A 26,042-nucleotide genomic window follows, 5' to 3' on the forward strand; every position below is an offset into this window, starting at 1 on the left:
CGAGGAGCCGCGAGGACGATGGAGCTCCTCGACCTCATCCGCCGACGTCGCAGCCAGCGGGTCGAGTTCCGCGACGAACCCATCGCGTCGGAGCATGTCGCAGTCCTCGTCGAAGCCGCCCGATGGGCTCCCTCGCCGTTCAACACCCAGCCGTGGGAGCTCGTCTTTCTCGACGCACCGGAACCCAAGGCAGCGCTGGGACGGCTCGCACGCAAAGCCATCGTCGAGCAACTCAAGAGCGCCGAGTTCCTTCAGGACGTCTCCGACTGGACGAGCGTCAGCGAGGACGAATGGCGTCAGCGCGCCGATGGCGTCCTACTCGGAGACCAGCTTCCCGATTCGTCGCTCGCCCGGTTCCTCGCGCCGTACCTGCTGCGCCATGCGCGGCAGGCGAGCGTTCTGGGCAAGGCTGGAGCCGGCAACGCTCCCGGCCGCTCGACGGAACGACTGCTGGCGGTCGCCCCGCTCGTCTGCGTCGTTGTGAGGAACCGCGACCGGAAGTCCCCCGGCGAGAGCGGCGATCTCTGGTCGTGTTTCGGCATCGGGGCGATGCTGCAGAACCTCCTGCTTGCCGCGACCGAGCTGGGCATCGGCGCTCAGTTCGTCAACGCGCCACTGGAGACGCCGCAGGACAGGGATGCCGTGCGCGACCTGCTACACGCGCCGCACTCCCGCGAGCCGGTCGTCATCCTGCGATTGGGTTATGTCGCGCAGGAGAACAAGCTTTCCGTCAGGCTTCCCGCCGAACGGTTCGTTCACTGGAACCGATACCCGGAGGATGGTGGATGAAAGTCGTCGTGTTCCGCGCTCCGGGCGCGCCGCTGGAGATCGAAGACCGCCCGATACCCACGCCCGGAGACGGCGAGGTGCTCATCCGCGTCGATCTCTGCGGCGTCTGCGCGTCCGACCTTATGGCGGTCGATGGGCTTGCGACGGACTACTCCCCGCCGGTCGTCCTGGGTCACGAGATCGCCGGACGCGTTGTCGCCTCGCGTGCGACCGGCATCGACGTCGGAGCCCTCGTGTCGGTGAATCCCATGGTGACGTGTGGCGTTTGCAGTGCCTGTCGCCGCGATGAGGCGAAGTACTGCCGATCGCTGACCGGCATCGGACACGACATCGATGGCGGGTTCTCGGAATACATGCTCGCTCCTGACGCTCTCGTGTCCCAGGGCGGGCTGATCGTCTACCCGCCCGACGTGGAGCCGGAGCGCGTCCTGTTCACGGAGCCGATGGGCTGTGTAGCGAACGCGATGGCAGAGACGCCCTTCCGCGACACCGTCGCGATCCTCGGCGCGGGTCCCATCGGCTTGCTCTTCGTGCAGGCGGCGGTCCTGCATGGACTGCGCGCATACGTCATTGAGCCGTTAGCAGAACGCCGGGCAGTCGCCGAACGCCTCGGGGCAGAGCAGACGTTCGACAACTCCGATGAGAGCATGTCCGAGCTGATCGACGCCACGGAAGGCGGCGCAGACACGGTCATCATGGCGTCCGACAGTCCATCGGCGCTGGGTCTGGCGTTCCGATGCGCGCGTCGCGGCGGGGCAATCAACCTGTTCGGGCTCGCGCCCAAGGGGAGGACCCTGACGCTCGACCTCGAGGAGCTCCACTTCAGCGGGCATCGGATCCAAGCATCGTGGGCGTTCTCGCGGGCATCTCTGGCGCAGGCGCGCGACTGGATCGCCGACGGCAGCATCGACCTGTCGCCGTTCGTGACGGAACGCTATCGGCTGTTACAGGCGGATGCCGCGTTGGGCTCTGCCAGGGATCGACGCGGCATCAAGACGGTGCTGGAGTGCCGAGCTGCGACCGCGTGACCGCCGCGCGAGTTGACTCGTCTCTGCCGCGTCGTTATATTCGACGATGTCGCGCCCGAGCTCGGGGCGCGTTCGACACTGCTAGGAGGGCTCGTCCGATGCGCCGCATCGCTACGTTCGTGTCCAGCCTCGCGCTCCTCGCTTCGCTGTCCTCGGTGTCCGTCGCGCAGCCGTACGTCGACTCGTTCGACGACACGAAGCTGAACGCGATGTGGACGTTCCGCAATGCAGGCAACAACGACAAGTGGGAAGTCAAGGGCGGCTGGTTCATCTTCGACATCCAGGCAAACCAGGACCTGTTCCGCCAGGGCGTCGATGGGGCGCCCTTCCTTCTGATGAATCCACCGGCGGACGACAAGAAGTTCACGATCGAGACGAACGTTGATGCGCTTCTCGACAAAGCAGCCCAGCCTGGGGCGTCGCATGCCGGGCTCATCATCTTCCGCGAAGACAAGTGGGCGTACTCCCTGTGGGGTCCCTACAACAACCAGGACATGCGTCTGGAGGACTGCATCGCTGCCGACTACCGCTGGCGCGACCAAGCCCAGATCGCAGTCGATGCCAAGCCAGACAAGGACGTCTACTTGCAGATCGTGAAGTCCGGTACGGAGCTCGAGTTCTTCTACAAGGACAGCCCTGCTGACAAGTGGAAGTCCGCCGGCATCGACAAGAAACTGGGGCCCAACTACGAGAAGGGTACCTACAAGATCGGGCTCTTCCTCAAGAACTGGGGCGGCTCCGTCGCGCAGAAAGCCGCCTTCGACTACTTCCATTCGCCGGAGCTCGCGACGGCCGTGCGCCCCGACGGGAAGACGGCGTCGACGTGGGCTGGGCTGAAATCGCAGTAGCCTTCGGGTATCCTAACGGCGCAGGGCGAATCCGCCTTGCGCCGCACGTGTGCTCGGGGTGCTGCACCGGAGAGGTCATGCCGAAGCGAACCCGCATCATCAACGCGACGCTCTACTGCCCCGAACCGACACGCGCCACGCAGATCACCTTCGCGGGGAACCGGATCGTCGCTGTCGGCGACTCGTCAGAACCGGCGGACGAGGTCTACGACGGGACGGGCTGCGTCGTATCGCCGGGGCTCATCGACGCGTTGGTTCACGGCGGCGGGGGCAAGCCCGTCCTCAGCGGTAGCGTCGAGGACGTCCGAGCCGTCGCGCGCGCCCACGGCATACACGGCACGACGGCGATCTGCGGAGGCACGTTCGCGATGCCCATGGATCGTCTGCGCGTTGGCTTGCGAGCCGTCGCCGAGGCGGCTCTCGACTGGGACGGTTCCGGCGCTCGCGTGTTGGGACCCTACGTCGAGGGGAAGTTCGGCTCTTCCGCCAAACGGGGAGCTCACGCCGAGGAGCACCTCGCCGCGCCGACCATCGAAGCGTTCCTCGATCTCTGGGAAGCCTCACGCCACACCGTCCGCGTCTTCTCTTACGCCGTCGAGAACGACGCCGGATTCGCCTTGACGCGTTACCTCTCCGAACGGTTCCCCGAGATCGGCGTCGTGCCGACGATGGGCCACACGAACGCCGACTACGACACTGCCTGTCGCGCCATCGACGCAGGCATCCGTCGCGCGACGCACCTTTTCAACGGGATGAGCGGCATCCACCACCGAGACATGGGCGTCGCGGAAGCCGTGCTCGACGATGACCGCGTCCACGCCGAGCTCATCGGCGACTGCCGCCACGTGAGCCCGACGTGGTCCCGGATGGCAACGCGGCTCAAGGGCCCCAGGAACGCCAGCCTCATCACCGACGCGGGTTCCGCCGCCGCGATCCCCGAAGATGAGCTCCAGTCCTACTTCGAGCCCGACCCCCAATCGGGGCGCCTGGTCACGCGGACCGGTCGCCGCGTCTTCCTGATCGACGGAGCGTTGTACCTCGATCGCGAGGGCAGGGAACTCACCGGCGGATGCCTGACGCTCAGCGACGCCGTCCGGCGCGCCATCGACTGGGGAACGTCTGTCTCGGACGCCGTCCGCATGGCGACGCTCACTCCTGCCGAAAGCCTCGGACTGACGACGAAAGGTCGGCTCGCGTCCGGCTTCGACGCCGATGTCGCCGTGTTCGACGCTCAATGGCGCGCGCGCGCCGTGTTTGTCGAAGGCAGCCCGCTCGTCAACGCCCTGCCGCGAATCCGGTGATGCCTGCCATCGACTGGATCGACGACGACTCGCCGCTGGGCGCGTGGGGCGACGACGGCTCTGCTCGCGTCGCCATCGGGCACGACTACGGCGGAACTTCGGCGCGGACCGCCGTCTACACGCGCCTGGAGGGAGTTTGGCGTCGTGTCCGCCACGGTTCGGTGCGGCACGACCGGTCTCGCGGGCTCATCGATCTAGGCGTCGGCGACGCGTTGTCGTGGGTTCGGGAACGCTTCGGATCGGACGCGAAGCCCGTTCTAGGCGTGGGCTGCAAGGGACCCACGGATCCATCGACCGGCATGACCGATCCTTCGACGCATTTCGCGTGGGGCAAGCACAACGTCGTCGAGCGCTACCGCGAGCAGCACCCCGGCGCGTTCGGAGACGTCATCGCCGCCAACGACCTGATGGCGTGCGCCCTCGGCGTCAGTCTGTCGCCTGACGTGCGCACGCAGATCGCCAACGCCGTCTCTACATGGAACGCCCTGCATCCCGACGATCCTCTGCGCGACGACTCTCTGAACCGCGACGTAGCAGTCGTCTCGCTGGGAACCGGCGCGGGATACAAGGTGATCGGTCCGGATGGACGCGTTGGCGAAGGCGGTGAGGTCTGGACGCTCTACGCGCCCGTCGATCTGGGGTTCATGAACTGGCTCTGGGAGAAGTACCGCTCCAGCCGCGATGCGGAGAGGTACCCGTTGCACGTCGAACGTTACGTTTCCGCGCTTGGGCTCCCGATCTTCTACGAGTACCTGCTGGTCTCTGGGCGAGCTCCCGATCCCGACGCTGCAACGGCGATCCGTGCCGCCCACGACGTGCCCGGAGCCATCTCAGAGCACGCAAGGCGCGGGTGCTCCGTCTGCCAGATGGCGTTCGTCCACCTCGGAGCGCACATCGCGGCGCTGGCTCAGGGCATCGTGCAGGCGCACAAGCCGCGCGCGGTCGTCCTGTCGGGAGCCAGCCTCGTCGCGCAGAACTGGCCGCTCTTGGAGGAACCGTTCCTGCGCTACTTCCGGCGCGACTTCGGAGGCAAGCCGGTCGAGTTCCCGCTCGCGGCTGAGAGCCGAATCGGACTTCGTGAATGGGTCGCGCGAACCGCCGTCGCCGTGGACCGCAGCCCCATGCCGGGCGTTGACGGGGCTGCCTACTTGGCGGTCCACGCCGACTTCTACCGATCAACGCGAGCGTCCGACTGACTGCCAAGGAGGAATGAGCATGGACACGATCCGGTGGGGCATCTTGGGAACCGGCAGCATCGCGCGGAAGTTCGCGCAAGGGCTTCGGGCGCTGCCCGACGCGCGGCTCGTCGCCGTTGGGTCGCGCCGGCAGGAGACGGCGGACGCCTTCGGTCGCGAGTACGACGCGCCGAACCGACACGCCTCCTACGAAGCGCTGGCGCACGACCCCGACGTCGATGCGATCTACGTCGCGACACCTCACTCGCTGCACCGCGACAACACGATCCTCTGCCTCGAAGCGGGCAAGCCGGTTCTGTGCGAGAAGCCCTTCGCCATCAACGACGCCGAAGCGCGAGAGATGGTCGCCTGCGCCCGCGAGCGCCAGGTGTTCCTCATGGAGGCGATGTGGTCGCGGTTCCTGCCCGCCATCGTCGAGCTACGGCGGCTTCTGGCAGAAGGCGTCCTCGGCGAGCTCCAGATGCTGACGGCGGACTTCGGGTTCCGAGCAGGCAGCGCGAACCCCCGGAGCCGTCTGTTCAACCCGGAGCTCGGGGGCGGGGCGCTGCTGGATGTGGGCGTCTATCCCGTATCGCTGGCGTCGATGATCTTCGGGACGCCGCGCCGCGCCACGTCGCTGGCGTGCATCGGCGAGACGGCAGTGGACGAGCACGCCGGCATCGTGCTGAGCTACGACGCCCCGCGCATGGCGGTTCTCTACACGTCCATCCGGACGACTACGCCTCAGGAGGCGTATGTGCTCGGCGCGAACGGGTCGATCCGCGTTGACAAGCCATGGTGGGTTCCCAAGTCGCTGACCGTGTCCGTCGGGGAACCGGAGCAGATTCCGTGCACGTACGTCGGCAACGGGTACAACTACGAGGCTGCCGAGGTCATGTCGTGCCTGCGCGAGGGGCGGCTTGAGAGCGAAATCATGCCGCTCGACGAGACGGTTTCCATCATACAGACGCTGACGGAGCTCCGCCGCGACTGGGGCTTGCGCTACCCGGGCGAGTCCTGATTCCCGACTCTAGTACTCCTCCGCGAGCTCTTTGGCGATGCGCGTCCACTCCCAGAAGCGCTCGGGGTGGTGCTCGCACGTGTGCGTGTCTTTGAGCACCATCTCGACGACGCAGTCCCGCGACACATCGAGCGTGTGCCGGATGTCGGCGCGGACCTTCTCCGGATCGAACGATCCCACCAGGAACGCCGGCTTCGGCTTCCACGAGAAGATGTAGTTGGGCCCCAACCGCTCAGCCGCCTCGTCAACATCCGCGAACGGCGCGATGGAGATGCGGCGGATCCCAGGAATCTGGAACACGTAGTCCAGCTTCTTCACGAGGTCGTCGCAGCAGCCGTAGCCGTTGAGCGCGAACGGCGCGAGCAGGCGTCTCTCATATTGCAGCGAGAACTCCTCGTGCATCTCCGGCGAGACGGGGTCGAGCTCCTGCGCCTCGGCGGACGCCCACATATCGCAGGGACGGATCCGCTCCGGGTCGTAGTCGGACAGCGGCAGCTCGTCCGTGTAGCCGTTCCCGCCGGTCGAGTGGTACGTCGCGTCGTTGTTGAGGCTCAGCAGGTTCTGATCGACGTACTGCCGGATGAGGTTGTGGTGTCCCTCCTCCAGGAACGCCATGGCGTCGTGGAGCATGTTCGGGTTCTCGGACATGTCCCAGAACACCTGCTCCAAACCCCGCAGGTCGCAGTAGATGTTGAACAGGTGGAACGAGACGTGGCTGACACCTTTGAGCCGGATGTTGAGGATGTCGCCGAGAAGGTCCCGCGCCTGCTCCAGCGCTTGCATCGTGGCGGGCTCGTCGTACGTGACGACCGGAAAGGTGAGCTTCTTGAGGTCCGCCGGTTCGTGAATCACGGGATCGAACGCCCAGGCTCCGCGCGCCGTCGTGCTGGGAACCCGTTTGCCGGACATGCCCCATCCAGTGCGATGGGTGACCTTGGGAACGATCCATTCCTTCTCGATGACCGTGTCGTCGTCGAGATGCTCGTGGTAGTAGAGACGGCTCCGAAGCGTCCACTCGATGCTCCGGGCGTGGGGGTCCGAGCACTTCAACTCGCTCTGAGGCAGCAGCTCGCCCCACGAGCCCTCCGGGAAGATAAGAACCATCGGGCGGACGCGCTGGAGGCTGTTGTGCTTCTTCCACATCTCGCGGCGCTGCGCCATGATCGGCAGGTCGGCGACGTCGGCGACGCGACGCGCAAGGTCGCGTAGCAACGTACGCTCTTCCGGGCTGATAGGCATCGTGGGTCTCCCTTCCCTGGTGTGTGGACATCGCGGATCTCGCCCGCCGCCGCGCGATGACCATTATAGCCGCCCTCCGAATGTCGCGCGAGAACCTGTCGGTTCCGCACAATGCGGCGAGGTGCTAAGATCGCTCCTACGCCGCAAGGCATGCGACTCCAGCGACCGGGACGCAACCGTATGGCGAAGAAGGGAAGACGCCTCTCATGCCAGCCAAGGTCAAAGTCGGATTCATCGGGACGGGCGGCATCGCCGGGAATCATCTGAGCAACCTCAAGGGCTTCGACGACGTCGAGTTCGCCGCGATGTGCGACGTGCAGAAGGAGCGCGCGGAATCCCGCGCGAAGGACTTCGGCGGCAACGCCTACACGAACTACCAAGAGATGCTCGACAAGGAGCAGCTCGACGCGGTCTACATCTGCCTGCCGCCGTTCGCGCACGGCGAGCCCGAGCTCATCGCCGTCGACAAGGGCATCCCGCTCTTCATCGAGAAGCCCATCGACGTCGACATCGACACCTGCCTGCGCATCCGCGACGCCGTGGGCCGCAAGGGTCTGCTCACCAGCGTCGGCTACAACTGGCGTTACAGCGACGCCGTCCACCAGGCGCGCGAGCGCCTGACGAGCTTCAAGGTTCTCGGTGCGCTGGGAGCCTGGATGGGCGGGATGCCCGGAACGCCGTGGTGGCGCGTCCGCAAGCAGTCGGGCGGGCAGCACGTCGAGCAGACGACCCACGTGTTCGACGTGTGCCGGTACCTGCTCCAAGCCGATGCCGTCAGCGTCCACGCCGTCGCCGCGAAGGGCGGGATGGCGGAAGTGCCCAACTACGACATCGAAGACATCAGCTTCGTGAACATCACGTTCGACAACGGAACCATCGCCAACATCCAGTCGGCGTGCTGTCTGTCGGGGTGGTCGCGCGTCAAGATCGAGGTGTTCGGACGAGACCTGTCAGCGGACATCTCGCAAGGCAGGGCGGTCTTCGTGACGGGCTCGGACAAGCGCGAGGAGATCGCCAGCACGGTGAATCCGTACGTCGAGGAAGATCGCATCTACATCGACGCCGTGAAGAGCGGCGACGGGTCGAAAATCCGCGCCCCCTACGCCGACGCGGTCCAGACTCAGAAGATCATGATCGCCGCGACGCGGTCGATGGACTCCGGCAAGCTCGTTTTCGTCCAAAACGACACGTTCGTTCTCGCGTAGGAACCTAACTCAGTCGTCTGCCGCGCGGTGCCATCGCACGCGCGAGCGGCACGACGCAGTAGGGGCGGGTCTGAGACCCGCCCCTACGAGACGATCACTTCACGCGAGCCCGCACCACTCAGTAGACCGCCGTCTGCATCCTCTCCTCCAGAAAGTCCTCGGTCAGCCTGCCCGCCGCGAACTCGTCGAGCTCCCGCTTGCGGACCCGCATGGTCAGGACCGACGAGGGCCCTTCGGCCACTCTCCCCGCAAGCGAGTAGGTCGTCCCGTAATGCTCGATACGGGCGTTAGAGGACCGCGTGACGACGTCCCCTCCCGGTGATGCGACTCCCCGAACGACGATGGCGATCCACTCGTCGGGCCCAAGTCCACGTAGACGCGCGGACTCCTGGAGAATCGTCCTCAGCGATGCCTTGAGCCACTCGACCTTGCCCGCATCGTAGGGCTCGGTAGGTTGCGATGGAACGATGAGACGCATCTCACGCTCGCGCGACATCGGATCGTCCGCTGAACGGAGCTCCAGCAGCGTGCGATCCCAAAGCGACGTCGGCGGAGCCGGCTGCTGCAGTGCAGGAGCGGGTACAGCGCCCGGAGCGAGAGGGAAAACAACGGACATAGAGCACAAGACGCCGAACCCCTCGACGTACGTGGCTTGAACGCTGCCCGAAGAGCCGCCCAACGCGGACACAAACGTCCCCATTCCCATGCCGCCGCCGAGCTGATCGCCGACCGATTTCTGGACCACCTTCGACAAGACGGCGAGGTCCATCGTCATGTCTGCCATGAAGGAGTCTGGAGCAGGCGTGAATCTCACGATGGACTGAGAACCGGCACCGCTGCTGTTGGATAGGAACCTGACGTTCGGCAGCGCCCTGGCGGCTTCGGCGACGCTCGCAGACGCCCCGGATGTTGCCTGCGCGACGGTGTCTTCTGCCACACGAAGCGCCTTCTCGATCTCAACCGTTGCCTGACGCAAGCCGTCTCCGACCGCCGTCTTCACCTCGGCGGCGATCCTCGGAATCGACTCGATGACCTCGTCTGGGACTACGATCTCGATCCGCCCGGTCGAAGCGGGCAGCGCGGGGGCTGCGACAACAGGGGCGGGTCGCGCCGACGCAGGTTCCGATGTCGAAGGTTCCTCCGAGTGAGCCGTTCCCGATCCAGCGAACGCGATCACCGCCATGGCTGCTCCGACTGACCAGCATCTGAACGTCATGTCATTGTCCCTTCTGCGCATCGTGTGAACGGTACGATGGTTCCCCAGCGCCTTCTGAGGGGGCGGCGTAGGCGATCAGGCGCGCGATCTGCTGCCGCGTTCGGGTGAGTTCGTCGCCGGTGAGCGCTGCCAGCGCCGTCATGTCCTGTCGGACGATCTGCAGTTCGTCGGCTCGGTCCTGCTCGGCGCGTCGGAGCCAGTCGATGAGCGCCTGTCGATCCTCCAGGCGGCTCGCGTTGAACGCTTCGGCGAACGCGACGAGGGACGCGTTCGTCCGCTGATCGGCGGCGTGGATCGTGTAGTTCGCCAGCCGCCGGACGTCTCGCGCGTATCCGTCGCGGAGGATTCCTTCGACTTCCGACCTGGCTTGCTGGACCTGGGCATCGACGGCTCCCGGAAGCGTCCCTTCAAGCTGAGCCGAAACGACCTCCGGAACGCGTTCCGCCACGCGCGCGTCGATGCGACGGGCGAGCTCGGGTTCCAGCGACCGGATCACGGAGTTGCGCACCGACGAGCCCAACTCCTCGCGCAGTCCCGCGACAGCTTGATTCAGCGCCTGCGCGTCATGCCGCGAGCTCCAGCCAATCACGAGCCCCGTCGCAAAGACGATGAGCGCCGCAGCCGCGATCTGCGCGGCACGCCAAAGCCCGACTGCCGGACGCGACCGCATCGATGGCGCCTGATCCTCGCCGAGGAACTCGACGACTCGCCGCCATCCCTCGATCTCGGCGTGGCAGGCATCGCACTCGGCGATGTGATGCCTCACGTCCTCGGATGCCGATCCGTCGAGCTCGTCGTACAGATAGGACACGAGCGTTTCGCGGGCCGGATGCTCCATGGTGTTACCTTCCTTCTGACTGTCTCTCGCCCCGGCTCGGTGGTTCTGCGGGATCGGGCAGCATTCGCGCCAGTCGCGTCAGGGCTTCTGCCATGCGCGACTTCACGGTTCCCTCCGGGATGTCCAATACTTCGGCGACTTCGCGACACTTCAGGTCTTCGTAGTGGCGCAGGACGACGACAACGCGCAGATGCTCCGGGAGCCGCTGCAGGGCGTCGCGCACGATCTGCTGCCGTTCCGCCCCGACGACTGCCATGTCGGGGGCCGCCGACGCCGATGCAGGTTCCTCGATAGCTTCGTCCCCGGGCAGTTCGACGACACTGCGACTGGCACGACGGAGCTCGTTCCGGCAACGGTTCACGGCGATCCGCCAGACGAACGTCGAAAGACTCGACTCGCCTCGGAACGTCGAGCGCGACAGATAGAGCTGCGTAAACACGTCCTGCGCCAGGTCCTCGCCGACATGCCAGTCGCCGACCATCCGCGCGCAGAGCCGCTGGATCGGCTCCCGCCACCGCTCGACCAGCGCGGCGAAGCCCTTCTCGCTGCCGTCTTCCATGAGCCGGCGCATCCGTCTGTCGTCGGCTGTCGCTCGTCGAGCGCTCCGCAATGGACGCATCCCGCCTCCCGCGCGCCGTTTCCGTGGACGTACGGTGTGACACCGGCGAACGCAAAATGGTTCGGAGAATCTCGACGGCGGGCGTCAGTTGTCTTCGGCGCCGACGGCGCGGAAGTACGCCGCCGTCGCCAGGACAACGAGGAGCATCAGCACGAAGCCGACAGCGGAACCGAAGGGCCAGTCACGGATGGTCTTGAACTGGAGCTCGACGAGCTCTCCGAGCATCATCGTCTTCGCGCCGCCCAGGAGCTTCGGCGTGACGAACGCGCTGGCGCTGGGAACGAACACGAGGACGGATCCCGCGACGATCCCCGGCAGGCTCAACGGCAGCGTGACGCGGCGGAACGCCGTCGCCGGCGTCGCGCCCAGGTCGAGCGCAGCCTGTACCAGCGAGGGGTCCATGCGTTCCAGCGTCGCGTAGAGCGGAAGGATCATGAACGGCAGGTAGCCATAGACGAGCCCCAGAACGACGGCGGTCTCGGTGCCGTGCAGAACCGCGCTTCCAAACCCCAGGGTCTGGGCGACCACGTCGAACAGACCGTTCCTCCAGAGCATGAACCGCCAGGCGTAGGTTCGGATGAGGAAGTTCGTCCAGAAGGGCAGAACCACGAGCAGCAGCAGGGCATCGCGCCGCCGAGGGAAGGACCGCGCCAAGCCGTAGGCGAACGGGTAGCCGATGGCAAGGCAGAGCAGCGTCGTCAGCAGCGAGATGCCGACCGAACGCAGCGCCATGAGAACGTAGGCGGGAGGGAACTCGTCTCCCAAGGGGCGCGCCAGACGGGCGTAGTTCCCAAGCTGGAGCTCCCACGCGACGGCTCCCGAAGGCATGCGCGTCAGGAAGGAATACGCGAACATGATCGCCATCGGCGCGAGAAAGAAGATGACCAGCCACACGCCGGCTGGCGCTAGGAGGATCAGATAGGGATTCGGCTCGTGCGCGCTACGGAGCCGTAGCATCGTCCCGCTCCCAGAGCCCATCGTCCTCCAGAACTCGCAGGTCCTCCGGCGACCAGGCGACGCTGACGCGCGTCCCAGCGGGGAACCGACACGTCCCAGGATCGCTGCTCGACTGAGCCAGCAGGGAGAAGCCGGGACCCAGCGCGATTCGGTAGCGCACCGACGCGCCGAGGTAGACGGCTTCCGCTACGGTCCCGTCGACGCGGTTGACGGCAGGATCGGCGTCGCCGTTGCCTGTCGTTCGCACGGCGATGCGCTCGGGTCGAAGGCTTGCGGCAACGCGCGCTCCGTCAGCCGTCGATGCCGCTGCCGTCGCCCACAGCTCGTGACGCGATTCGCCGTTCGGGACGGCGAGCAGCACGCTCCGACCGTTGCGGCGGACCACGTCGCCTTCGACGAAGTTGGTCGTTCCGATGAAGTCGGCGACGAATCGGTTCCGAGGCATCGCATAGATCTCTTCGGCGGAGCCCATCTGCTGGACTCTCCCCGCGCGCATGACGGCGATGCGGTCGGAGAGCGTCATCGCCTCTTCCTGGTCGTGGGTCACGTAGAGAAACGTGATACCGACATCGCGCTGGAGCGCCTTGAGCTCTTCCTGCATCTGCTTTCGGAGCTTCAGGTCGAGGGCGGCGAGCGGCTCGTCGAGGAGCAGGAGCGAGGGTCGGTTCACCAGAGCGCGCGCCAGCGCGACGCGCTGCTGCTCGCCGCCGGACAGTTGGCTCGTCCGACGCGACCCGTACCCCGGCAGTTTCACTCGCTCTAGCGCGGATTCGGCGCGGGTGCGCGCCTCGCGCCGAGGCGTTCCCTTCACCTCCAAGCCGAACGCGACGTTCTCGACGACTGTCAGATGGGGAAAGAGCGCGTACTGCTGAAAGACGGTGTTCACGTCGCGGCGGTACGGCGGCGTGTCCTGGACCGATACACCATCGAGCAGCACGCTTCCCGAATCTGGGCGCTCGAACCCGGCGATAATCCGCAGAATCGTGGTCTTGCCGCAGCCGCTGGGACCCAGCAGCGAGAAGAATTGCCCGCCTTCGACGTGGAAGGATACGTCATCGGCGGCGGCGACCGTGCCGAACGACTTGCGGATGCCGTCGAGCGTGACTTCGCCGCGACCCCGACTCACGGACACCTCGATCCAGCGGTCATCAGCCGACCACGTTCAGCGTCTGGCGGGCGTGGCGAACCAGTTCCGGGCTCCCGCCCAGACGGATGATCGCCTTCACCAGGCTCTCGACATGCTTCTCGATCCCGTCTTCCGTGCGCTCGATCCGCACGAGCACATGGCGTTCGCCGAGTCGTTCGGCAGCTCGACGCACGGTTCTGATCAAGCCCAGGTAGATCGCGTCGGCTTCTCCGCTCTCGAAGGCGATGGCAGCACGGAACGCCGTCTCCAGGCTAAACGCCGGCTCACGGACCGACGCCTCGCAGCTTTCCAGGTCCCGTTCCACTCGCGCGAGCGCGTCGCGGTCGATGCCACGAACGACATCATGGAGTATCTCTGCCCGTTCGCACAGAGACCGTGAGAAGTGGACGACGATGTGATGCCCCCACTCCTGAACGCTCATCGTCTCCCAGAACTGAGCGACGCGGTCGTCTTCGGTTCCGGTGCGGAACATGAAGTCGGCGTAAAGCCGGGCGACGCGCAGTTCTATGTCGGCGCAGAAGTCGAGCAGTTCACCAACGACAACCACGGCGCACCTCCTTACTCTCTGCCGCCGTACGTCCGACAGGAGCCGGTTGGATTGGCGCGGACGCGTCCACGCTGGGTCAGAGGATATACCGGCTCAGGTCCTCGTCTCGGACGATGTCCGATAGCTCGCGGCGCACGTAATCGCGGTCGATGGTGACCGATTCGCCGCGTCGTTCCGGCGCGGTGAACGAGACCTCCTCGAAGAGGCGCTCCATGATCGTGTGCAGTCGGCGCGCGCCGATGTTCTCCGTGCGCTCGTTCACCTGAAACGCCAACGCGGCGACCTCCTCTACCGCGTCGCGGGTCATCGTGCAGTCGATGCCCTCGGTCCCCATCAGCGCGACGTACTGCGACACGAGCGCGTTTCGGGGCTCCGTCAGGATACGGCAGAAATCCTGCTCGGTCAGGCTATTCAGTTCGACGCGCAGCGGGAACCTGCCCTGGAGCTCCGGGATCAGGTCCGACGGCTTCGCGACATGGAACGCTCCCGCCGCGATGAAGAGCACGTGGTCCGTCCGAACCGTGCCGTACTTCGTCGTCACGGCGCATCCCTCGACGATGGGCAGGATGTCCCGCTGAACGCCCTCCCGCGACACGTCGGGACCCGACCGCGACTCTCTGCCCGCGATCTTGTCCATCTCATCGAGGAAGATGATGCCGTGGTCTTCCGTCCGCTGGATCGCCTCGGAGACGACGCGGTCCATGTCGATCAACTGGTCGGACAGCTCGTCGAGCAGGATCGGGCGCGCCTCCGCGACGGTCAATCGCCGTCGGCGCGTCTGCTTGGGCATCATCCCGCCGAGGAGCTCCTTGAGGTTGATGTCCATCTCCTCGACGCCGCCTGGGGTCAGCAACTCGATGAACGGAGCCGGTCGAACCTGCACCTCCAAGTCGATGGTCCGGTCTTCGAGGTCTCCGCTGCGGAGCCGGACGCGCATCCGCTCACGACTCCGCTGGAACCGCTTTCGCGCCGCGTCGGCGTCCGACGCTCCCTCCGCGTCGTCGCTCTCCCATCCCGATTCCGAGTCCATCTCCTCGCGGATGGACGGCGGCGTCGGGAACAAGGCATCGAGCAGGCGATCCTCGACAGCCGCCTCCGCGCGCGACCGCACCTCGTCGCGATGCGACGCCTTGACGAGCACGACGGCGGTCTCGACCAGGTCGCGGATCATCGACTCGACGTCGCGACCCACGTAGCCGACCTCCGTGTATTTGGACGCCTCGACTTTGACGAACGGAGCATTCGCCAGACGCGCCAGTCGACGGGCGATCTCCGTCTTGCCGACGCCCGTGGGTCCGATCATCAGGATATTTTTCGGCATCACCTCGTCGCGCATGTCGTCGGGCAGCATCGCGCGCCGCGACCGGTTCCGCAGCGCGATGGCGACCGCCCGCTTCGCGCGCGCCTGTCCCACGATGTATCGGTCGAGCTCTGCGACGATCTCGCGAGGGGTCAAGCTCGACGAGAGAAACGTCGCCTCGTCGGCGGACGGGTTGGCAGGCGTTGTCGCCGGTGTGGCATCGATCATCGAGTCGTCCACCAGGGATGCCGGTCTCTCACTCTGGAATGCTCTCAATCGTCAGGTTGCCGTTCGTGTAGACGCAGATTTCGGACGTGATCCGTAGGGCTTCGCGGACGATCTCCTCCGGCGGCAGCGTCGTGTGCGTCACGAGAGCTCGGGCTGCCGCCAGCGCGCTGGGCGCGCCGCTGCCGATGGAGAGGACGCCGTCGTCCGGAGCGATCACGTCGCCGGTTCCCGAGACGAGCAGCGACTCCTTCTCGTCGCACGCAATCACCTGGGCGTCCAGTCGGCGCAGGGCTCGGTCGCTCCGCCAATCCTTCGCCAGCTCCACGGCGGCGCGGCGAAGGCTTCCGCGGTACTCTTCGAGCCGGGCTTCCAGCTTCTCGACGAGCGCCATCGCGTCGGCGGCAGAACCGGCGAACCCCACGAGCACCTTGCCGTCGTGGATGCGACGAACCTTCGAGCTCTGCGCCTTGACGATCGTGCTCCCAAGCGTCACCTGTCCGTCGCCGCCGAGCGAGATTCGGTCATCTCGCCGGACGGCAAGGATCGTCGTGGCGCGGAGGTCGGAGCCGACGCCGGTTCTCATAGCGAAAGAGCCCTTCCAGACCATCGGATCAATGCTGCCCAAAGGACGAGCAGCGACGCGGCGAAGGTCGTGCCCGACCGGAGCCCGCTCAGCACGGGTATAACCGCAGACGGGATCGAACACTGGGGCTCCCGCAGATGGTAGCCCGCCAGCGCTCCGCTGACGACCCACGCTCCCACGGCGAACATCGGAACCATGCCGGAGCCCGCAGGCACACCGAATTCGTTCCAGTGCCACAGCCCGACGCGCGAACCGACCCCCTCGAACGCGATTCCCGCCGCCAACGCCACGACGCCGGCTGTCAGCGACGAGGCGGCGACGCCCGACTTCTCGCGCACGGTCACGTAGGCGAACAGGCTCACGGCGAGCAGCGCCCCCCGAACGGCTTCGACGCCGATGGCGACGGGCGCTCCGGGAACCTCCGGTCTCAGGTGGAAAAGCGCTCCGCTCTGCGCGAGCATCGTGTCAGCGATGGCGACAATGCAGGCGGCGACGACGCCGGACGCCAGCGCCGACCGCACCGGTGGCATCGCCCCAAGCGCGACGCGCCCCAGGAGCGCCCACGCAACGAGGGCCCCTAGGAGAACGACCCACCGGTTCCCGGTCCACATCGCCGCGAGACCGACGAGGCTCGCCCCTGCAACAGCGGGCACGTGTCTTACGAACATGACGAGCTATCTGCCCTCCGCCAGTCGGAGCGCGCTTGTAGCGGGCAGTTGGGCTTCGAAGATGCGCAGTTGGGCGGTCTCGATGTCGTACGGAACGCGCAGAAGCACGATCTTCCGCGTCTCGTCATCGTAGACCGCGTAGCCGGCGCGAGGGTTCCGATCTCGCGGCTGACCCACGGATCCGGGGTTCACCAGATACCGCGCATCCGACCGGATCTCGACGGCTTCACCGGGAACCGGGATCAGCTCGCCGATGGAACCGCGCCACTCGGCATACACGCACGCCCGGTGCGTGTGCCCGAAGAACAGCAGGTCGTCCGGCATCGACTCGAACGTCGTAACGATCTCCTCCTTGCGGAGCAGGTAGGCGTCCTCGTCGTGCCATCCGCCATGGCATATCGACACGCCCTCGCCGACGGCGACCGGGCCCTTCGGCAGCGACGCCAGGAAGTCCGATGACTCGGGCGAGATGAGCTCGCGGGACATCAACGCCGCCTCTCGGGCGTCCACCGAGAAGCCCGTTGGCTCCTCGATGCCCGCGATCACTTTGTCGTGATTTCCGCGCACGCAGGCGAGAATCGGCAACTCGGCAACTCGGCGGATCGTCTCAGTCGGCTCGCCTCCGTACCCCACCAGGTCGCCCAGAACCCACCAGCCGTCGATATCCCTCGCGGCGGCGTCCCGGAGCACCGCATCGAGCGCCTGCAGGTTGGCGTGGATATCGCTGAGAATACCGACCCTCATGCAGAGCGCCTCACCGCACGCCGTTCAGACCGCGACGACCGGAACAGACATCGTGGCAGCCCGCCGCGCGACACTTCCGCAGCGGGCTACAGCCGAGATGAGCCAACACCGATGCGGATCGCCTATCGACGGAGGACAGCCCACGTCAGCGGCAGCTTGCCGCCCGGTTCCACCGCAGCGGGCTTGCCGACGATATGGGACGCCGGCTCCGTCCAGTCAATCGGGCCCCACCCGTCGGCGTTGCCTTCCTGATACGCGGCGATGCGGATCGTCTGCCCTTTCTGGAACATCTTGGTCTGCTGGAACCCCTGCGGCACGACGAACTTGTTGAAGTCCACCGAGAGCTCGATGGAGTCGCCGGAGTAGGCGTGGGGGAAATCGGCGAAGACGACCTTGCCGGATTCGAGGTGATAGACCTCGATCCCGTCGTCTGCGCCGTTGCGTCGTCCGATCTGGATATAGAACTCGGACCCGATGACGTCCTTCACGCCCGTCGGAGTGCCTTCGTACGCGTCGTTCTTGATGCCGGTGGCGGCGCTGTTATCCGCATCGATCAGCACATGGTAGTAGTAGCGGAACGCGTCGCCGGGAGCCGCCGTCCCGTAGACCGTCTGGAGGACGAACAGTGTCGTGTCCGAGCTGGCGACCTTGATCTCCTTGTAGTCGCCGTGGATGTTCGCGGCGGTCATGTCTTTGGGGTCCGACACCGCGACCGGTACTTTCGACCAGTCGTCGATCTTCCCGTCGATGGTGATGTTCTGCGCATAGGCAACGACCGACAGCATCGCCGCTGCCGCGACGATCAGATGGAGAAGCATGATCTGTCCTCCGGGTTGCCGTGCCGTGAACGGGCCCGATCGATCATGTCTCGAGTTCGATGGTCTCCGGCGTCGAAGAGCTGAACCCGACCATGATGACCAGTTCGCCGGAGCCGACGTTCTTCGTGTAGTGCACGACGTTCTGCGGGATGTGGATGCAGTCGCCGGGCTCCATCGAGAACTCATCGTCTCCCAGACCCTGGCGTGCCGAGCCCTTCACGACGTAGATGATCTCCTCGGCGTTCGGATGCCGATGCCGCCCGTGGCCCCCGCCCACCGGGAACGTCGCCGTTCCCAGCGCGAGATGCCGCGACGGCGTGTTGTCTGCGTGGCAATGCCAACGCAGCACCGTGTGCGGGAGATGCACCACAAGCGCTTCATCACCGCGCACTAGCGCATGGCTTTCCGCCATCGAAGCCTCCTCTCTCACACCGCCTCAGGGATCGACTTTGGGTCGCACGTCGGGCTCGATCTGATAGGCTTCCGCGACTCGGTTCATCGCGTTGAACAGATCGACGACGGCGATCAGCTCGCCCAACCCCTCGGTCGTCAAGCCCAGCCGCTGCAGTGCCGCCGTATGCGAGTTGATGCAGTAATCGCATCCGTTGGTGATCGAGACCGCCAGCGCGATGATCTCCTTCGTCCGGCGGTCGAGCGCCCCATCCGCCATGATGAGCTTCAGTCGCTCCCAACTCGTCTCCAGGTGCGTGGGATTGGTCGCCAGCGCGCGCCAGATGTTCGGCACGCGATCCAGCCCCCGCGTGCGCTTGATGTCGTCGAACACCTCGCGAACCTTGCCGGTCGCTTCCGATTCGGGAACCAGTCGCACGGTGGGCATGCGCAAGTCCTATGCTTCGCGAACGACCGGGTTGGAGAGCACGCCGATCCCCTCGATTTCCACGTCGACGACGTCGCCATGCGCCAGCTTCTCGCCGCGCGCCTTGCCGACGCCAGACGGGGTACCAGTCGAGATGACGTCGCCTGGTTCGAGGGTAATATGGCGCGTGATCCAGGCGACCAGCTCGGCGCAGGTGAAGATCATCTCGCTCGTGCGCGCCCGCTGTTTCTCGACGCCGTTCACGCGGAGCGTCAACAGCAGGTCATCCGGGTTCGCAACCTCATCTCGCGTGACGAGGCAGGGCCCCATCGGCGCGAAGGTGTCGAGCCACTTGCCGTTGAGCCAGTCGAACCACCGATCGCCTTCGCGCGGTTCGCGTTCGCGGTCGAGCAGCAGGTTCCGCTCGGAGACGTCGTTCAGGATCGTGTAACCGGCGACGTAGTCGAGGGCGTCGGATGCCGCGATGTACTTGCCGCGCTTGCCGATGACGACCGCGAGCTCGCCTTCCCAGTCGATCCACCCGGCGTACCGAGGGATCACGATGGCTTCGCCATGCGCGATGGTCGTCGTTCCCGGCGGCTTCATGAAGACGCGCGGCGTCGTGGTCTTCTTCTCCGGCGCTTCGCCGCCGCCTTCTCGAATGTGTTCGGCGTAGTTGCCGGCGAGGCAGAGCAGCTTGGGAGCCCGTGGAACCGGCGCGGCGATGGGAGCCGTCGTCCAATGCGCCTTGGCGGGTGACGCAGCCGCCAGGTCGTGCACTCGACGGGCAGCAGCCATGCCGGCGTCTCCGGCGTCCAACAGCGTCTGCATCGTCGTCAGGGCGAGCCCACCATCGTCGTCGATGTTGGCGAGGTATGTCCGCGCCGCGTCCACAACGCGCCCATCGACCTCGATTCCCAGATGCGTCCCTGATCTGCCCTGAAAGCTCACGAGCCGCATGCGTCGCCTCCTGACGTGCTCCTCCGACCCTCCATATCGGTTCGGATGCATGGTAACACTCGGAGCGTGCGGTCACAATGCGCCGCCAAGCCTCTCGGCGCACTCGGAAAAGTGGAACCCGAGCCTTGACATCGGTCGTTTCCGTGTACACTTACAGGGGCATCTCGCGTGCCGAGGGGCCCGAGCGGCAACCCTACCGATCCGCTCGCGAATACAGGAATCACTGCGGCGCCTGCTGTGCCAGGCGTTCCCGAGGGCACCCCATTGAGCGTCCGACGTACCGAGTACCGCGACGTCGTCTCCGTGCGCGGCGCCCGGGTTCACAACCTCCAGAACATCGACCTCGACCTGCCGAAGAACTCCCTGATCGTCTTCACGGGCGTCAGCGGCTCCGGGAAGTCGTCCCTCGCGTTCGACACGCTCTACGCCGAGGGACAGCGCCGCTACGTCGAATCCCTTTCCGCCTACGCGCGGCAGTTCCTGGGACAGATGGAGAAGCCGGACGTCGACTTCATCGGCGGCTTGTCGCCGACCATCTCCATCGACCAGAAGTCGACGGGTCACAATCCGCGTTCCACCGTCGCGACGATCACCGAGGTCTACGACTACCTGCGGCTCCTCTTCGCGCGCGTCGGGGAGCTTCACTGCCTCGAGTGCGGCAAGCCCGTCGGCATGCAGACCCGCGACGAGATCATCGACCGGTTGATGGAGCTCCCGGACGGTCAGCGCGTCCAGATCCTGGCTCCCATCGTTCAGGGCAGGAAGGGCGAGTACCGCGAGGAGCTCGCCGACGCCCTCAAGGCGGGATTCGCTCGCGCCCGCATCGACGGGCAGGTCTTCGAGCTGACCGACACGGTCGATCTGGATCGCAGCCTGAGACACAACATCGAGATCATCGTCGACCGTATCCAGGTCCGCGAAGGCATCCGCGACCGGCTCAGCGAGTCCATCGAGACGGCGATGAAACTCGCCGGCGGCACGATGATCGCCGACCTGATGGACGGGACGGAGCACTTCTTCAGCCAGAAGTACGCCTGCGCCGAGTGCGGCATCAGCTATGAGGAACCCTCACCACAAGCGTTCTCCTTCAACAGCCCGAAGGGCGCGTGCTCCGCCTGCAACGGTCTCGGCGAGACGATCCGCATGTCGCCAGCGAAAGTCGTCGCGGACACATCGAAGTCGATCCGCCAAGGCGCGATCGCCTTCTGGGGCGATCTGGGAACACTCCGAGTCCGTCACGTCGCCGAGAGCCTAGCCGTGCACATGAAGTTCTCGCTCGACACGCCGTGGCGCGATCTCCCGGAGACCACGAGGGAGGCGGTTCTGTACGGCTGCGGACGCGAGCGCATCCACTTCGTCTACAAGAACCATCGGGGACGCGAGTTCCACTATGACAGCCGGTACGAAGGCGTCATCCCGCCGGAGGAGCGCCACTACTTCGACGCGGACAACGAGAACGCCCGCCGGTGGTACTCCCGCTTCATGGACGCCCAGTCGTGTCCGGAGTGCCACGGATCAAGGCTCCGACCCGAAGCGCGCGCCGTCCACATCGCCGGCAAGACGATCCTCGACGTGACCGAGATGAGCGTCCAGGACGCGCGGGCGTTCTTCACCGACCTGCCGCTGACGAAGCGTCAGGAGACCATCGCGGAGCAAGTGCTCAAGGAGATTCGGGGACGTCTCTGGTTCCTGTCGAACGTCGGACTGCACTACCTCAGCCTGAACCGCACGGCTCCGACGCTCTCCGGCGGCGAAGCTCAGCGCATCCGGCTCGCCAGCCAGATCGGAACGGGGCTCGTCGGTGTTCTCTACATTCTGGACGAGCCGAGCATCGGGCTTCACGCGCGAGACAACAAGAAACTGCTCGACACGCTCAAGCATCTGCGCGACATCGGAAACACGATCATCGTCGTCGAGCACGATGAGGAGACGATGCGCGCCGCCGACTTCATCGCCGACTTCGGTCCCGGAGCGGGCGTCAAGGGGGGTAATCTCGTCGTCTCAGGCTCTCCCGCCAAGGTCGCTGCGACGCCGGAGAGCATCACGGGCCAGTACCTGGCTCACCAGCGCGCGATTCCCATACCGGAGAGCCGTCGCGCTCCCAACGGTAAGTGGTTGGGGATCCGCAACGCCCGGCAGAACAACCTCAAGTCGCTCGACATCGACCTGCCGCTGGGCGTCTTCACGGCGGTGACGGGGGTCTCGGGCTCCGGCAAGTCGTCGCTCCTCAACGACATCCTGGCGAAGGCGCTCCTGCGCGACCTGATGCGCGCCGAGGAGACGCCCGGCGACTACGACGCCATCGAGGGCGTCGAGCATCTCGACAAAGCCATCGTCATCGACCAGTCGCCTATCGGCCGGACGCCCCGCTCAAATCCTGCGACCTACGTGAAGCTGTTCGATCACATCCGCAATCTCTTCGCCGAGCTGCCGGAGAGCCGGGTTCGCGGCTACCAGCCCGGACGATTCAGTTTCAACGTGAAGGGCGGGCGCTGCGAGGCGTGCGAAGGGAACGGACTCAAGCGCGTCGAGATGCACTTCCTCGCCGACGTGTGGGTGAAGTGCGAAGTATGCAACGGCGCGCGGTTCAACGACGAGACGCTCGCCGTCCTCTACAAGGGCAAGAGCATCTCCGAAGTCCTCGACATGGACGTCCAGGAAGCGTTGACGCACTTCGCCGACATCCCGAAGATACGGCGCGTGCTGAAGACGCTCCACGATGTCGGGCTCGACTACATCAAGCTGGGGCAGCCGGCTCCGACGCTTTCCGGCGGCGAAGCCCAGCGCGTCAAGCTCGCGAAGGAGCTCGCGCGCGTCGCAACGGGACGCACGCTCTACATCCTCGACGAACCGACGACCGGGCTCCACTTCGAGGACGTCCGCAAGCTGCTCGAAGTCCTCCACAAGCTGGTGGACAAGGGCAACTCCGTCATCGTCATCGAGCACAACATGGAGGTCATCAAGACCGCCGACCACATCATCGACCTGGGGCCCGAAGGTGGCGAGGAAGGCGGCTATCTCGTCGCGATCGGCACGCCGGAAGAGCTCGCGCACGGCGTCGTCGTCGGAGAGCTCCCGTCCGCGACGGGGCGCATCCTGCGCCAGGTTCTCGGCATCGACGGCGAGTCGCGACCGGAGCTCAGCGACCACACCGACGACTCGACTCCAAGATCGGAGCTCATCGACGAGATACGCGTCGTCGGAGCGCGCGAGCACAACCTGCAAAACGTGAGCGTCAACATCCCCCAGGGCAAGATGGTCGCGTTCACGGGCGTGTCCGGTTCCGGAAAGACCTCGCTCGCCATCGACACGATCTACGCGGAAGGTCAACGGCGGTACGTCGAGTCACTCTCCGCCTACGCGCGGCAGTTCTTGGGGCAGATGGAGAAGCCCCGCGTCGAGCACATCGAGGGGCTCTCTCCCGCCATCGCCATCGACCAGAAGCAGCCCAGCAAGAGCCCGCGCTCGACCGTCGGAACCGTCACCGAGGTCTACGACTACCTGCGCGTGCTGTTCGCCCGCGCGGGGACGGCGCATTGCCCGGAGTGCCATCGACCCGTCGGGAGCCAGTCCGTCCAGCAGATCGCCGACAACATCCTGCGCCTGCCCGAAGGGAGCCGGCTCCACGTCCTCGCGCCGGTGCAGTTGGCGCGCGGCGAGGAGTACGCCGAGGTTTTCGACCGCGCCGCAAAGCGCGGGTTCGCCCGCGTCTGGATCAATGGTAAGGTGGAGGAGCTCCCAACTGCCGTCGTCCTCGACCGGCGCATCCGGCACGACGTCGGGATCGTCGTGGATCGTGTCATCCTGCGCAAAGACGAGCGTTCGCGGCTCTCGGAAGCCGTCGAAGTCGCGCTCCGTGAGGGCAAGGGCGTTCTGCGGATCGTGGGCGTGTCGCCCAACGAGGATGGCGACGAGACACCCGTCTCGGAGTCCTTCAGCGAGCATTTCGCATGCGTGCCCTGCGGTCTGAGCTTCAAGCCGCTGACGCCGAAGAACTTCTCGTTCAACAGCCCGTTGGGCATGTGCCCGCGCTGCGAGGGCATCGGGCGGGTCGTCGGAGCCGACCAATCCCTCATCGTGCCGAACCCTCGCAAGTCGATCCGCGCGGGAGCCGTCCTCGTGTGGGGCGAGGTGACGTCGGAGCATCCGATGTCGCCGTTTCTGGTCGTGCTCGCCAAGAAGATGGGCTTCTCGCTGACGACGCCCTTCGAGAAGCTACCGGACGAAGTCCGCGAGATCATCCTCTACGGCTCGCGCGAGGTCTTCGACGTAAACGGCGGCAGAGCCCGGTTCCGAGGAGCCGCCGGAGGAACCGACTGGGTCCACGTGCGCGGCGCCTTCGCGCGGGATATCCGGCCGTTTCTCCGCGAGGTGGACTGCCCGACGTGCCGGGGTTCCCGGCTCCAGCCCTTTGCGCTGAGCGTGCAGTTGGGCGGCAAGACGATCGTCGAGTGGACGCGCATCACGATCCGCGAGGCGCTCGACGCGATGATGTCGCTCCGGCTGACGGGTCAGCTCGAAGCCGTGGCGCGCGACTTGCGGGAGGAGATATCGAACCGGCTGCGGTTCCTCTGCGATGTCGGGCTCGACTACCTGACGCTCGCGCGCCCAGCTCCCAGCCTGTCCGGTGGCGAAGCGCAGCGGATTCGCCTGGCGTCGCAGTTGGGTTCTGGGCTGACTGGCGTGCTCTATGTCTTGGACGAGCCGACCATCGGTCTGCATCCGCGCGACAACGACCGGCTCATCAAGGCGCTGCACCGGCTCCGCGACCTGGGGAACACGGTTCTGGTGGTAGAACACGACGAGGAGACGATCCGCACGGCAGATCACATCCTCGACTTCGGACCGCGAGCCGGCACGCACGGCGGCGAGATCGTCGCACAGGGCTCCCTGTCGGTCCTCGAGTCCACGAAGTCGTCGCTGACCGGGCAGTATCTGTCCGGCGTCGAGGCGATTCCCAAGCCCCCGAAGCGTCGGCGCGGCAGGAACGCGGCGCTGGAGATCATCGGCGCAACCCATCGGAACCTGAAGAACGTCGACGTCTCCATACCGCTTGGAACGCTCACCTGCGTCACGGGCGTGTCGGGCTCCGGCAAGTCGTCGCTCATCGAGGAGACGCTCTATCCGGTCTTGGCGCGCAAGCTGAATGGGGCGTCGACGCACGCAGGGGCGCACCGCGCCATCCGGGGCATGGAGCATCTCGACAAGGTCATCAACGTCGATCAGAAGCCCATCGGCGAGACCCCCCGGAGCAATCCGGCGACCTACACGGACGTCTTCACCGACATCCGTTACCTCTACGCGGAACTGCCGGACGCCCAAGCGAGGGGCTTCGACTCGCGGCGGTTCAGCGCGAACCTCGCCGAAGGTCAGTGCGAGACGTGCCGGGGCAACGGCTACACGCGGATCGAGATGCAGTTCCTGCCCGACGTGTGGATCGAGTGCGACGCCTGCGCCGGAAGCGGCTACAACAAGGCGACGCTCCAGGTGCGATACCGCGACAAGAGCATCGCCGACGTGCTCAAGATGACCGCCGCCGACGCGCGCGAGCACTTCGCGAAGATCCCCAAGGTCGCGCGGAAGCTCCAGACGCTCTGCGATGTCGGACTCGACTACATCCAGTTGGGGCAGTCGGGAACGACGCTGTCCGGCGGCGAGGCGCAGCGCGTCAAGCTCGCCCGCGAACTCGCCCGGCGGTCGAGCGCGGGGACCGTCTACGTCATGGACGAACCGACGACGGGTCTGCACTTCGACGACGTGCGCAAGCTGCTGGAAGTGCTCCACCGGCTCGTCGATCAGGGGAGCACCGTCGTCGTCATCGAGCACAACATGAACGTCATCGCCGCAAGCGATCACGTCATCGACCTTGGACCCGAAGGCGGCGACGCGGGAGGCTACGTCGTCGGAACCGGCACGCCGGAGGACATCGCGCGGATCGACGCATCGCACACGGGTCGGTTCCTGCGACCCATCCTCGGGCACTGACATCGGGAG

At 65.9% G+C, this 26,042-nt stretch carries 23 protein-coding genes; 8 read left to right on the top strand and 15 right to left on the bottom strand.

Going from position 1 to position 26,042, the window contains the following annotated elements; translation table 11 throughout:
- The first annotated feature begins 18 nt into the window (after positions 1-18).
- From FJZ36_00900 to FJZ36_00925, 6 genes are all read left to right on the top strand, one after another.
- Positions 19-789: a nitroreductase family protein gene (locus FJZ36_00900; protein ID MBM3213467.1), complete on the top strand. Its 771-nt coding sequence runs from the start codon at positions 19-21 to the stop codon at positions 787-789.
- A complete protein-coding gene (locus FJZ36_00905; GenBank protein MBM3213468.1) occupies positions 786-1,817 on the top strand; it encodes a zinc-binding dehydrogenase in 1,032 nt (343 codons plus the stop codon). Before FJZ36_00900 ends, FJZ36_00905 begins: the two co-directional genes overlap by 4 nt.
- Positions 1,818-1,915: 98 nt before the next feature.
- Positions 1,916-2,665: a hypothetical protein gene (locus FJZ36_00910; protein ID MBM3213469.1), complete on the top strand. Its 750-nt coding sequence runs from the start codon at positions 1,916-1,918 to the stop codon at positions 2,663-2,665.
- A gap of 77 nt (positions 2,666-2,742) precedes the next feature.
- Positions 2,743-3,966 (top strand): amidohydrolase family protein, encoded by a 1,224-nt coding sequence (locus FJZ36_00915; protein ID MBM3213470.1) that lies wholly within the window; start codon positions 2,743-2,745, stop codon positions 3,964-3,966.
- On the top strand, positions 3,966-5,162 hold the full coding sequence (locus tag FJZ36_00920) for an ROK family protein (GenBank protein MBM3213471.1): 1,197 nt from the start codon (positions 3,966-3,968) through the stop codon (positions 5,160-5,162). The genes FJZ36_00915 and FJZ36_00920 overlap by 1 nt, the downstream gene beginning before the upstream one ends.
- Positions 5,163-5,175: 13 nt before the next feature.
- Positions 5,176-6,162 carry a Gfo/Idh/MocA family oxidoreductase gene (locus FJZ36_00925; GenBank protein MBM3213472.1) on the top strand — a complete coding sequence of 329 codons (987 nt, stop codon included), beginning with the start codon at positions 5,176-5,178 and terminating at the stop codon, positions 6,160-6,162.
- 9 nt (positions 6,163-6,171) lie between these two features.
- On the opposite strand, the gene FJZ36_00930 is transcribed toward FJZ36_00925, so the two are convergent.
- Positions 6,172-7,401, bottom strand: a complete 1,230-nt coding sequence (locus tag FJZ36_00930) for a hypothetical protein (GenBank protein ID MBM3213473.1) — start codon at positions 7,399-7,401, stop codon at positions 6,172-6,174.
- Between the two features lie 206 nt (positions 7,402-7,607).
- Between FJZ36_00930 and FJZ36_00935 the strand changes: the two genes are divergently transcribed.
- The gene (locus FJZ36_00935) at positions 7,608-8,606 is read left to right on the top strand and encodes a Gfo/Idh/MocA family oxidoreductase (GenBank protein ID MBM3213474.1); all 999 of its coding nucleotides are present in this window, start codon (positions 7,608-7,610) and stop codon (positions 8,604-8,606) included.
- A gap of 118 nt (positions 8,607-8,724) precedes the next feature.
- On the opposite strand, the gene FJZ36_00940 is transcribed toward FJZ36_00935, so the two are convergent.
- The 14 genes from FJZ36_00940 to FJZ36_01005 form a co-directional block, all read right to left on the bottom strand.
- Positions 8,725-9,789 carry a hypothetical protein gene (locus FJZ36_00940; GenBank protein MBM3213475.1) on the bottom strand — a complete coding sequence of 355 codons (1,065 nt, stop codon included), beginning with the start codon at positions 9,787-9,789 and terminating at the stop codon, positions 8,725-8,727.
- Positions 9,790-9,823: 34 nt separating this feature from the next.
- Complete coding sequence (locus FJZ36_00945) at positions 9,824-10,660, bottom strand: zf-HC2 domain-containing protein (GenBank protein MBM3213476.1); 837 nt, start codon at positions 10,658-10,660, stop codon at positions 9,824-9,826.
- A gap of 4 nt (positions 10,661-10,664) precedes the next feature.
- Complete coding sequence (locus FJZ36_00950) at positions 10,665-11,279, bottom strand: RNA polymerase sigma factor (protein ID MBM3213477.1); 615 nt, start codon at positions 11,277-11,279, stop codon at positions 10,665-10,667.
- An 84-nt stretch (positions 11,280-11,363) separates the two neighbouring features.
- Positions 11,364-12,236, bottom strand: coding sequence for an ABC transporter permease (locus FJZ36_00955; protein ID MBM3213478.1), 873 nt, complete (start codon positions 12,234-12,236; stop codon positions 11,364-11,366).
- Positions 12,220-13,362 carry an ABC transporter ATP-binding protein gene (locus FJZ36_00960; protein MBM3213479.1) on the bottom strand — a complete coding sequence of 381 codons (1,143 nt, stop codon included), beginning with the start codon at positions 13,360-13,362 and terminating at the stop codon, positions 12,220-12,222. Before FJZ36_00960 ends, FJZ36_00955 begins: the two co-directional genes overlap by 17 nt.
- Positions 13,363-13,384: 22 nt before the next feature.
- A complete protein-coding gene (locus tag FJZ36_00965; protein MBM3213480.1) occupies positions 13,385-13,930 on the bottom strand; it encodes a hypothetical protein in 546 nt (181 codons plus the stop codon).
- A 76-nt stretch (positions 13,931-14,006) separates the two neighbouring features.
- On the bottom strand, positions 14,007-15,458 hold the full coding sequence (gene hslU, locus FJZ36_00970) for an ATP-dependent protease ATPase subunit HslU (protein ID MBM3213481.1): 1,452 nt from the start codon (positions 15,456-15,458) through the stop codon (positions 14,007-14,009).
- A gap of 28 nt (positions 15,459-15,486) precedes the next feature.
- Positions 15,487-16,041 carry an ATP-dependent protease subunit HslV gene (gene hslV / locus FJZ36_00975; protein MBM3213482.1) on the bottom strand — a complete coding sequence of 185 codons (555 nt, stop codon included), beginning with the start codon at positions 16,039-16,041 and terminating at the stop codon, positions 15,487-15,489.
- On the bottom strand, positions 16,038-16,694 hold the full coding sequence (locus tag FJZ36_00980; protein MBM3213483.1) for a hypothetical protein: 657 nt from the start codon (positions 16,692-16,694) through the stop codon (positions 16,038-16,040). The genes hslV and FJZ36_00980 overlap by 4 nt, the downstream gene beginning before the upstream one ends.
- A 21-nt stretch (positions 16,695-16,715) precedes the next feature.
- Complete coding sequence (locus FJZ36_00985; protein ID MBM3213484.1) at positions 16,716-17,453, bottom strand: metallophosphoesterase family protein; 738 nt, start codon at positions 17,451-17,453, stop codon at positions 16,716-16,718.
- Positions 17,454-17,575: 122 nt separating this feature from the next.
- Positions 17,576-18,271 carry a hypothetical protein gene (locus FJZ36_00990; protein ID MBM3213485.1) on the bottom strand — a complete coding sequence of 232 codons (696 nt, stop codon included), beginning with the start codon at positions 18,269-18,271 and terminating at the stop codon, positions 17,576-17,578.
- A 43-nt stretch (positions 18,272-18,314) separates the two neighbouring features.
- A complete protein-coding gene (locus FJZ36_00995; protein MBM3213486.1) occupies positions 18,315-18,683 on the bottom strand; it encodes a cupin domain-containing protein in 369 nt (122 codons plus the stop codon).
- A gap of 24 nt (positions 18,684-18,707) precedes the next feature.
- Complete coding sequence (locus FJZ36_01000; protein ID MBM3213487.1) at positions 18,708-19,109, bottom strand: carboxymuconolactone decarboxylase family protein; 402 nt, start codon at positions 19,107-19,109, stop codon at positions 18,708-18,710.
- Positions 19,110-19,118: 9 nt separating this feature from the next.
- Positions 19,119-20,048 carry a fumarylacetoacetate hydrolase family protein gene (locus FJZ36_01005; protein ID MBM3213488.1) on the bottom strand — a complete coding sequence of 310 codons (930 nt, stop codon included), beginning with the start codon at positions 20,046-20,048 and terminating at the stop codon, positions 19,119-19,121.
- Positions 20,049-20,216: 168 nt separating this feature from the next.
- On the opposite strand from FJZ36_01005, the gene uvrA reads away from it, so the two are divergent.
- Entirely contained in the window at positions 20,217-26,033 is a 5,817-nt protein-coding gene (gene uvrA / locus FJZ36_01010) for an excinuclease ABC subunit UvrA (protein MBM3213489.1), read from the top strand.
- Positions 26,034-26,042: the final 9 nt, after the last annotated feature.

It is taken from the genome of Candidatus Poribacteria bacterium (genome assembly GCA_016866785.1).
Classification (GTDB): domain Bacteria; phylum Poribacteria; class WGA-4E.

Excerpts from the sequence above, each read along its gene's own strand:
- FJZ36_00990 (MBM3213485.1), bottom strand. The coding sequence starts at position 18,271 with ATGCTTCTCCATCTGATCGTCGCGGCAGCGGCGATGCTGTCGGTCGTT.
- hslV (MBM3213482.1), bottom strand. The coding sequence starts at position 16,041 with ATGAGAACCGGCGTCGGCTCCGACCTCCGCGCCACGACGATCCTTGCC.
- FJZ36_00955 (MBM3213478.1), bottom strand. The coding sequence starts at position 12,236 with ATGCTACGGCTCCGTAGCGCGCACGAGCCGAATCCCTATCTGATCCTC.
- FJZ36_00985 (MBM3213484.1), bottom strand. The coding sequence starts at position 17,453 with ATGAGGGTCGGTATTCTCAGCGATATCCACGCCAACCTGCAGGCGCTC.
- FJZ36_00945 (MBM3213476.1), bottom strand. The coding sequence starts at position 10,660 with ATGGAGCATCCGGCCCGCGAAACGCTCGTGTCCTATCTGTACGACGAG.
- FJZ36_00950 (MBM3213477.1), bottom strand. The coding sequence starts at position 11,279 with ATGCGTCCATTGCGGAGCGCTCGACGAGCGACAGCCGACGACAGACGG.
- FJZ36_00920 (MBM3213471.1), top strand. The coding sequence starts at position 3,966 with ATGCCTGCCATCGACTGGATCGACGACGACTCGCCGCTGGGCGCGTGG.
- hslU (MBM3213481.1), bottom strand. The coding sequence starts at position 15,458 with ATGATCGATGCCACACCGGCGACAACGCCTGCCAACCCGTCCGCCGAC.
- FJZ36_00905 (MBM3213468.1), top strand. The coding sequence starts at position 786 with ATGAAAGTCGTCGTGTTCCGCGCTCCGGGCGCGCCGCTGGAGATCGAA.
- FJZ36_01005 (MBM3213488.1), bottom strand. The coding sequence starts at position 20,048 with ATGCGGCTCGTGAGCTTTCAGGGCAGATCAGGGACGCATCTGGGAATC.
- FJZ36_00925 (MBM3213472.1), top strand. The coding sequence starts at position 5,176 with ATGAGCATGGACACGATCCGGTGGGGCATCTTGGGAACCGGCAGCATC.
- FJZ36_00935 (MBM3213474.1), top strand. The coding sequence starts at position 7,608 with ATGCCAGCCAAGGTCAAAGTCGGATTCATCGGGACGGGCGGCATCGCC.
- FJZ36_00930 (MBM3213473.1), bottom strand. The coding sequence starts at position 7,401 with ATGCCTATCAGCCCGGAAGAGCGTACGTTGCTACGCGACCTTGCGCGT.
- FJZ36_00900 (MBM3213467.1), top strand. The coding sequence starts at position 19 with ATGGAGCTCCTCGACCTCATCCGCCGACGTCGCAGCCAGCGGGTCGAG.
- FJZ36_00915 (MBM3213470.1), top strand. The coding sequence starts at position 2,743 with ATGCCGAAGCGAACCCGCATCATCAACGCGACGCTCTACTGCCCCGAA.
- FJZ36_00995 (MBM3213486.1), bottom strand. The coding sequence starts at position 18,683 with ATGGCGGAAAGCCATGCGCTAGTGCGCGGTGATGAAGCGCTTGTGGTG.
- FJZ36_01000 (MBM3213487.1), bottom strand. The coding sequence starts at position 19,109 with ATGCCCACCGTGCGACTGGTTCCCGAATCGGAAGCGACCGGCAAGGTT.
- FJZ36_00940 (MBM3213475.1), bottom strand. The coding sequence starts at position 9,789 with ATGGCGGTGATCGCGTTCGCTGGATCGGGAACGGCTCACTCGGAGGAA.
- FJZ36_00910 (MBM3213469.1), top strand. The coding sequence starts at position 1,916 with ATGCGCCGCATCGCTACGTTCGTGTCCAGCCTCGCGCTCCTCGCTTCG.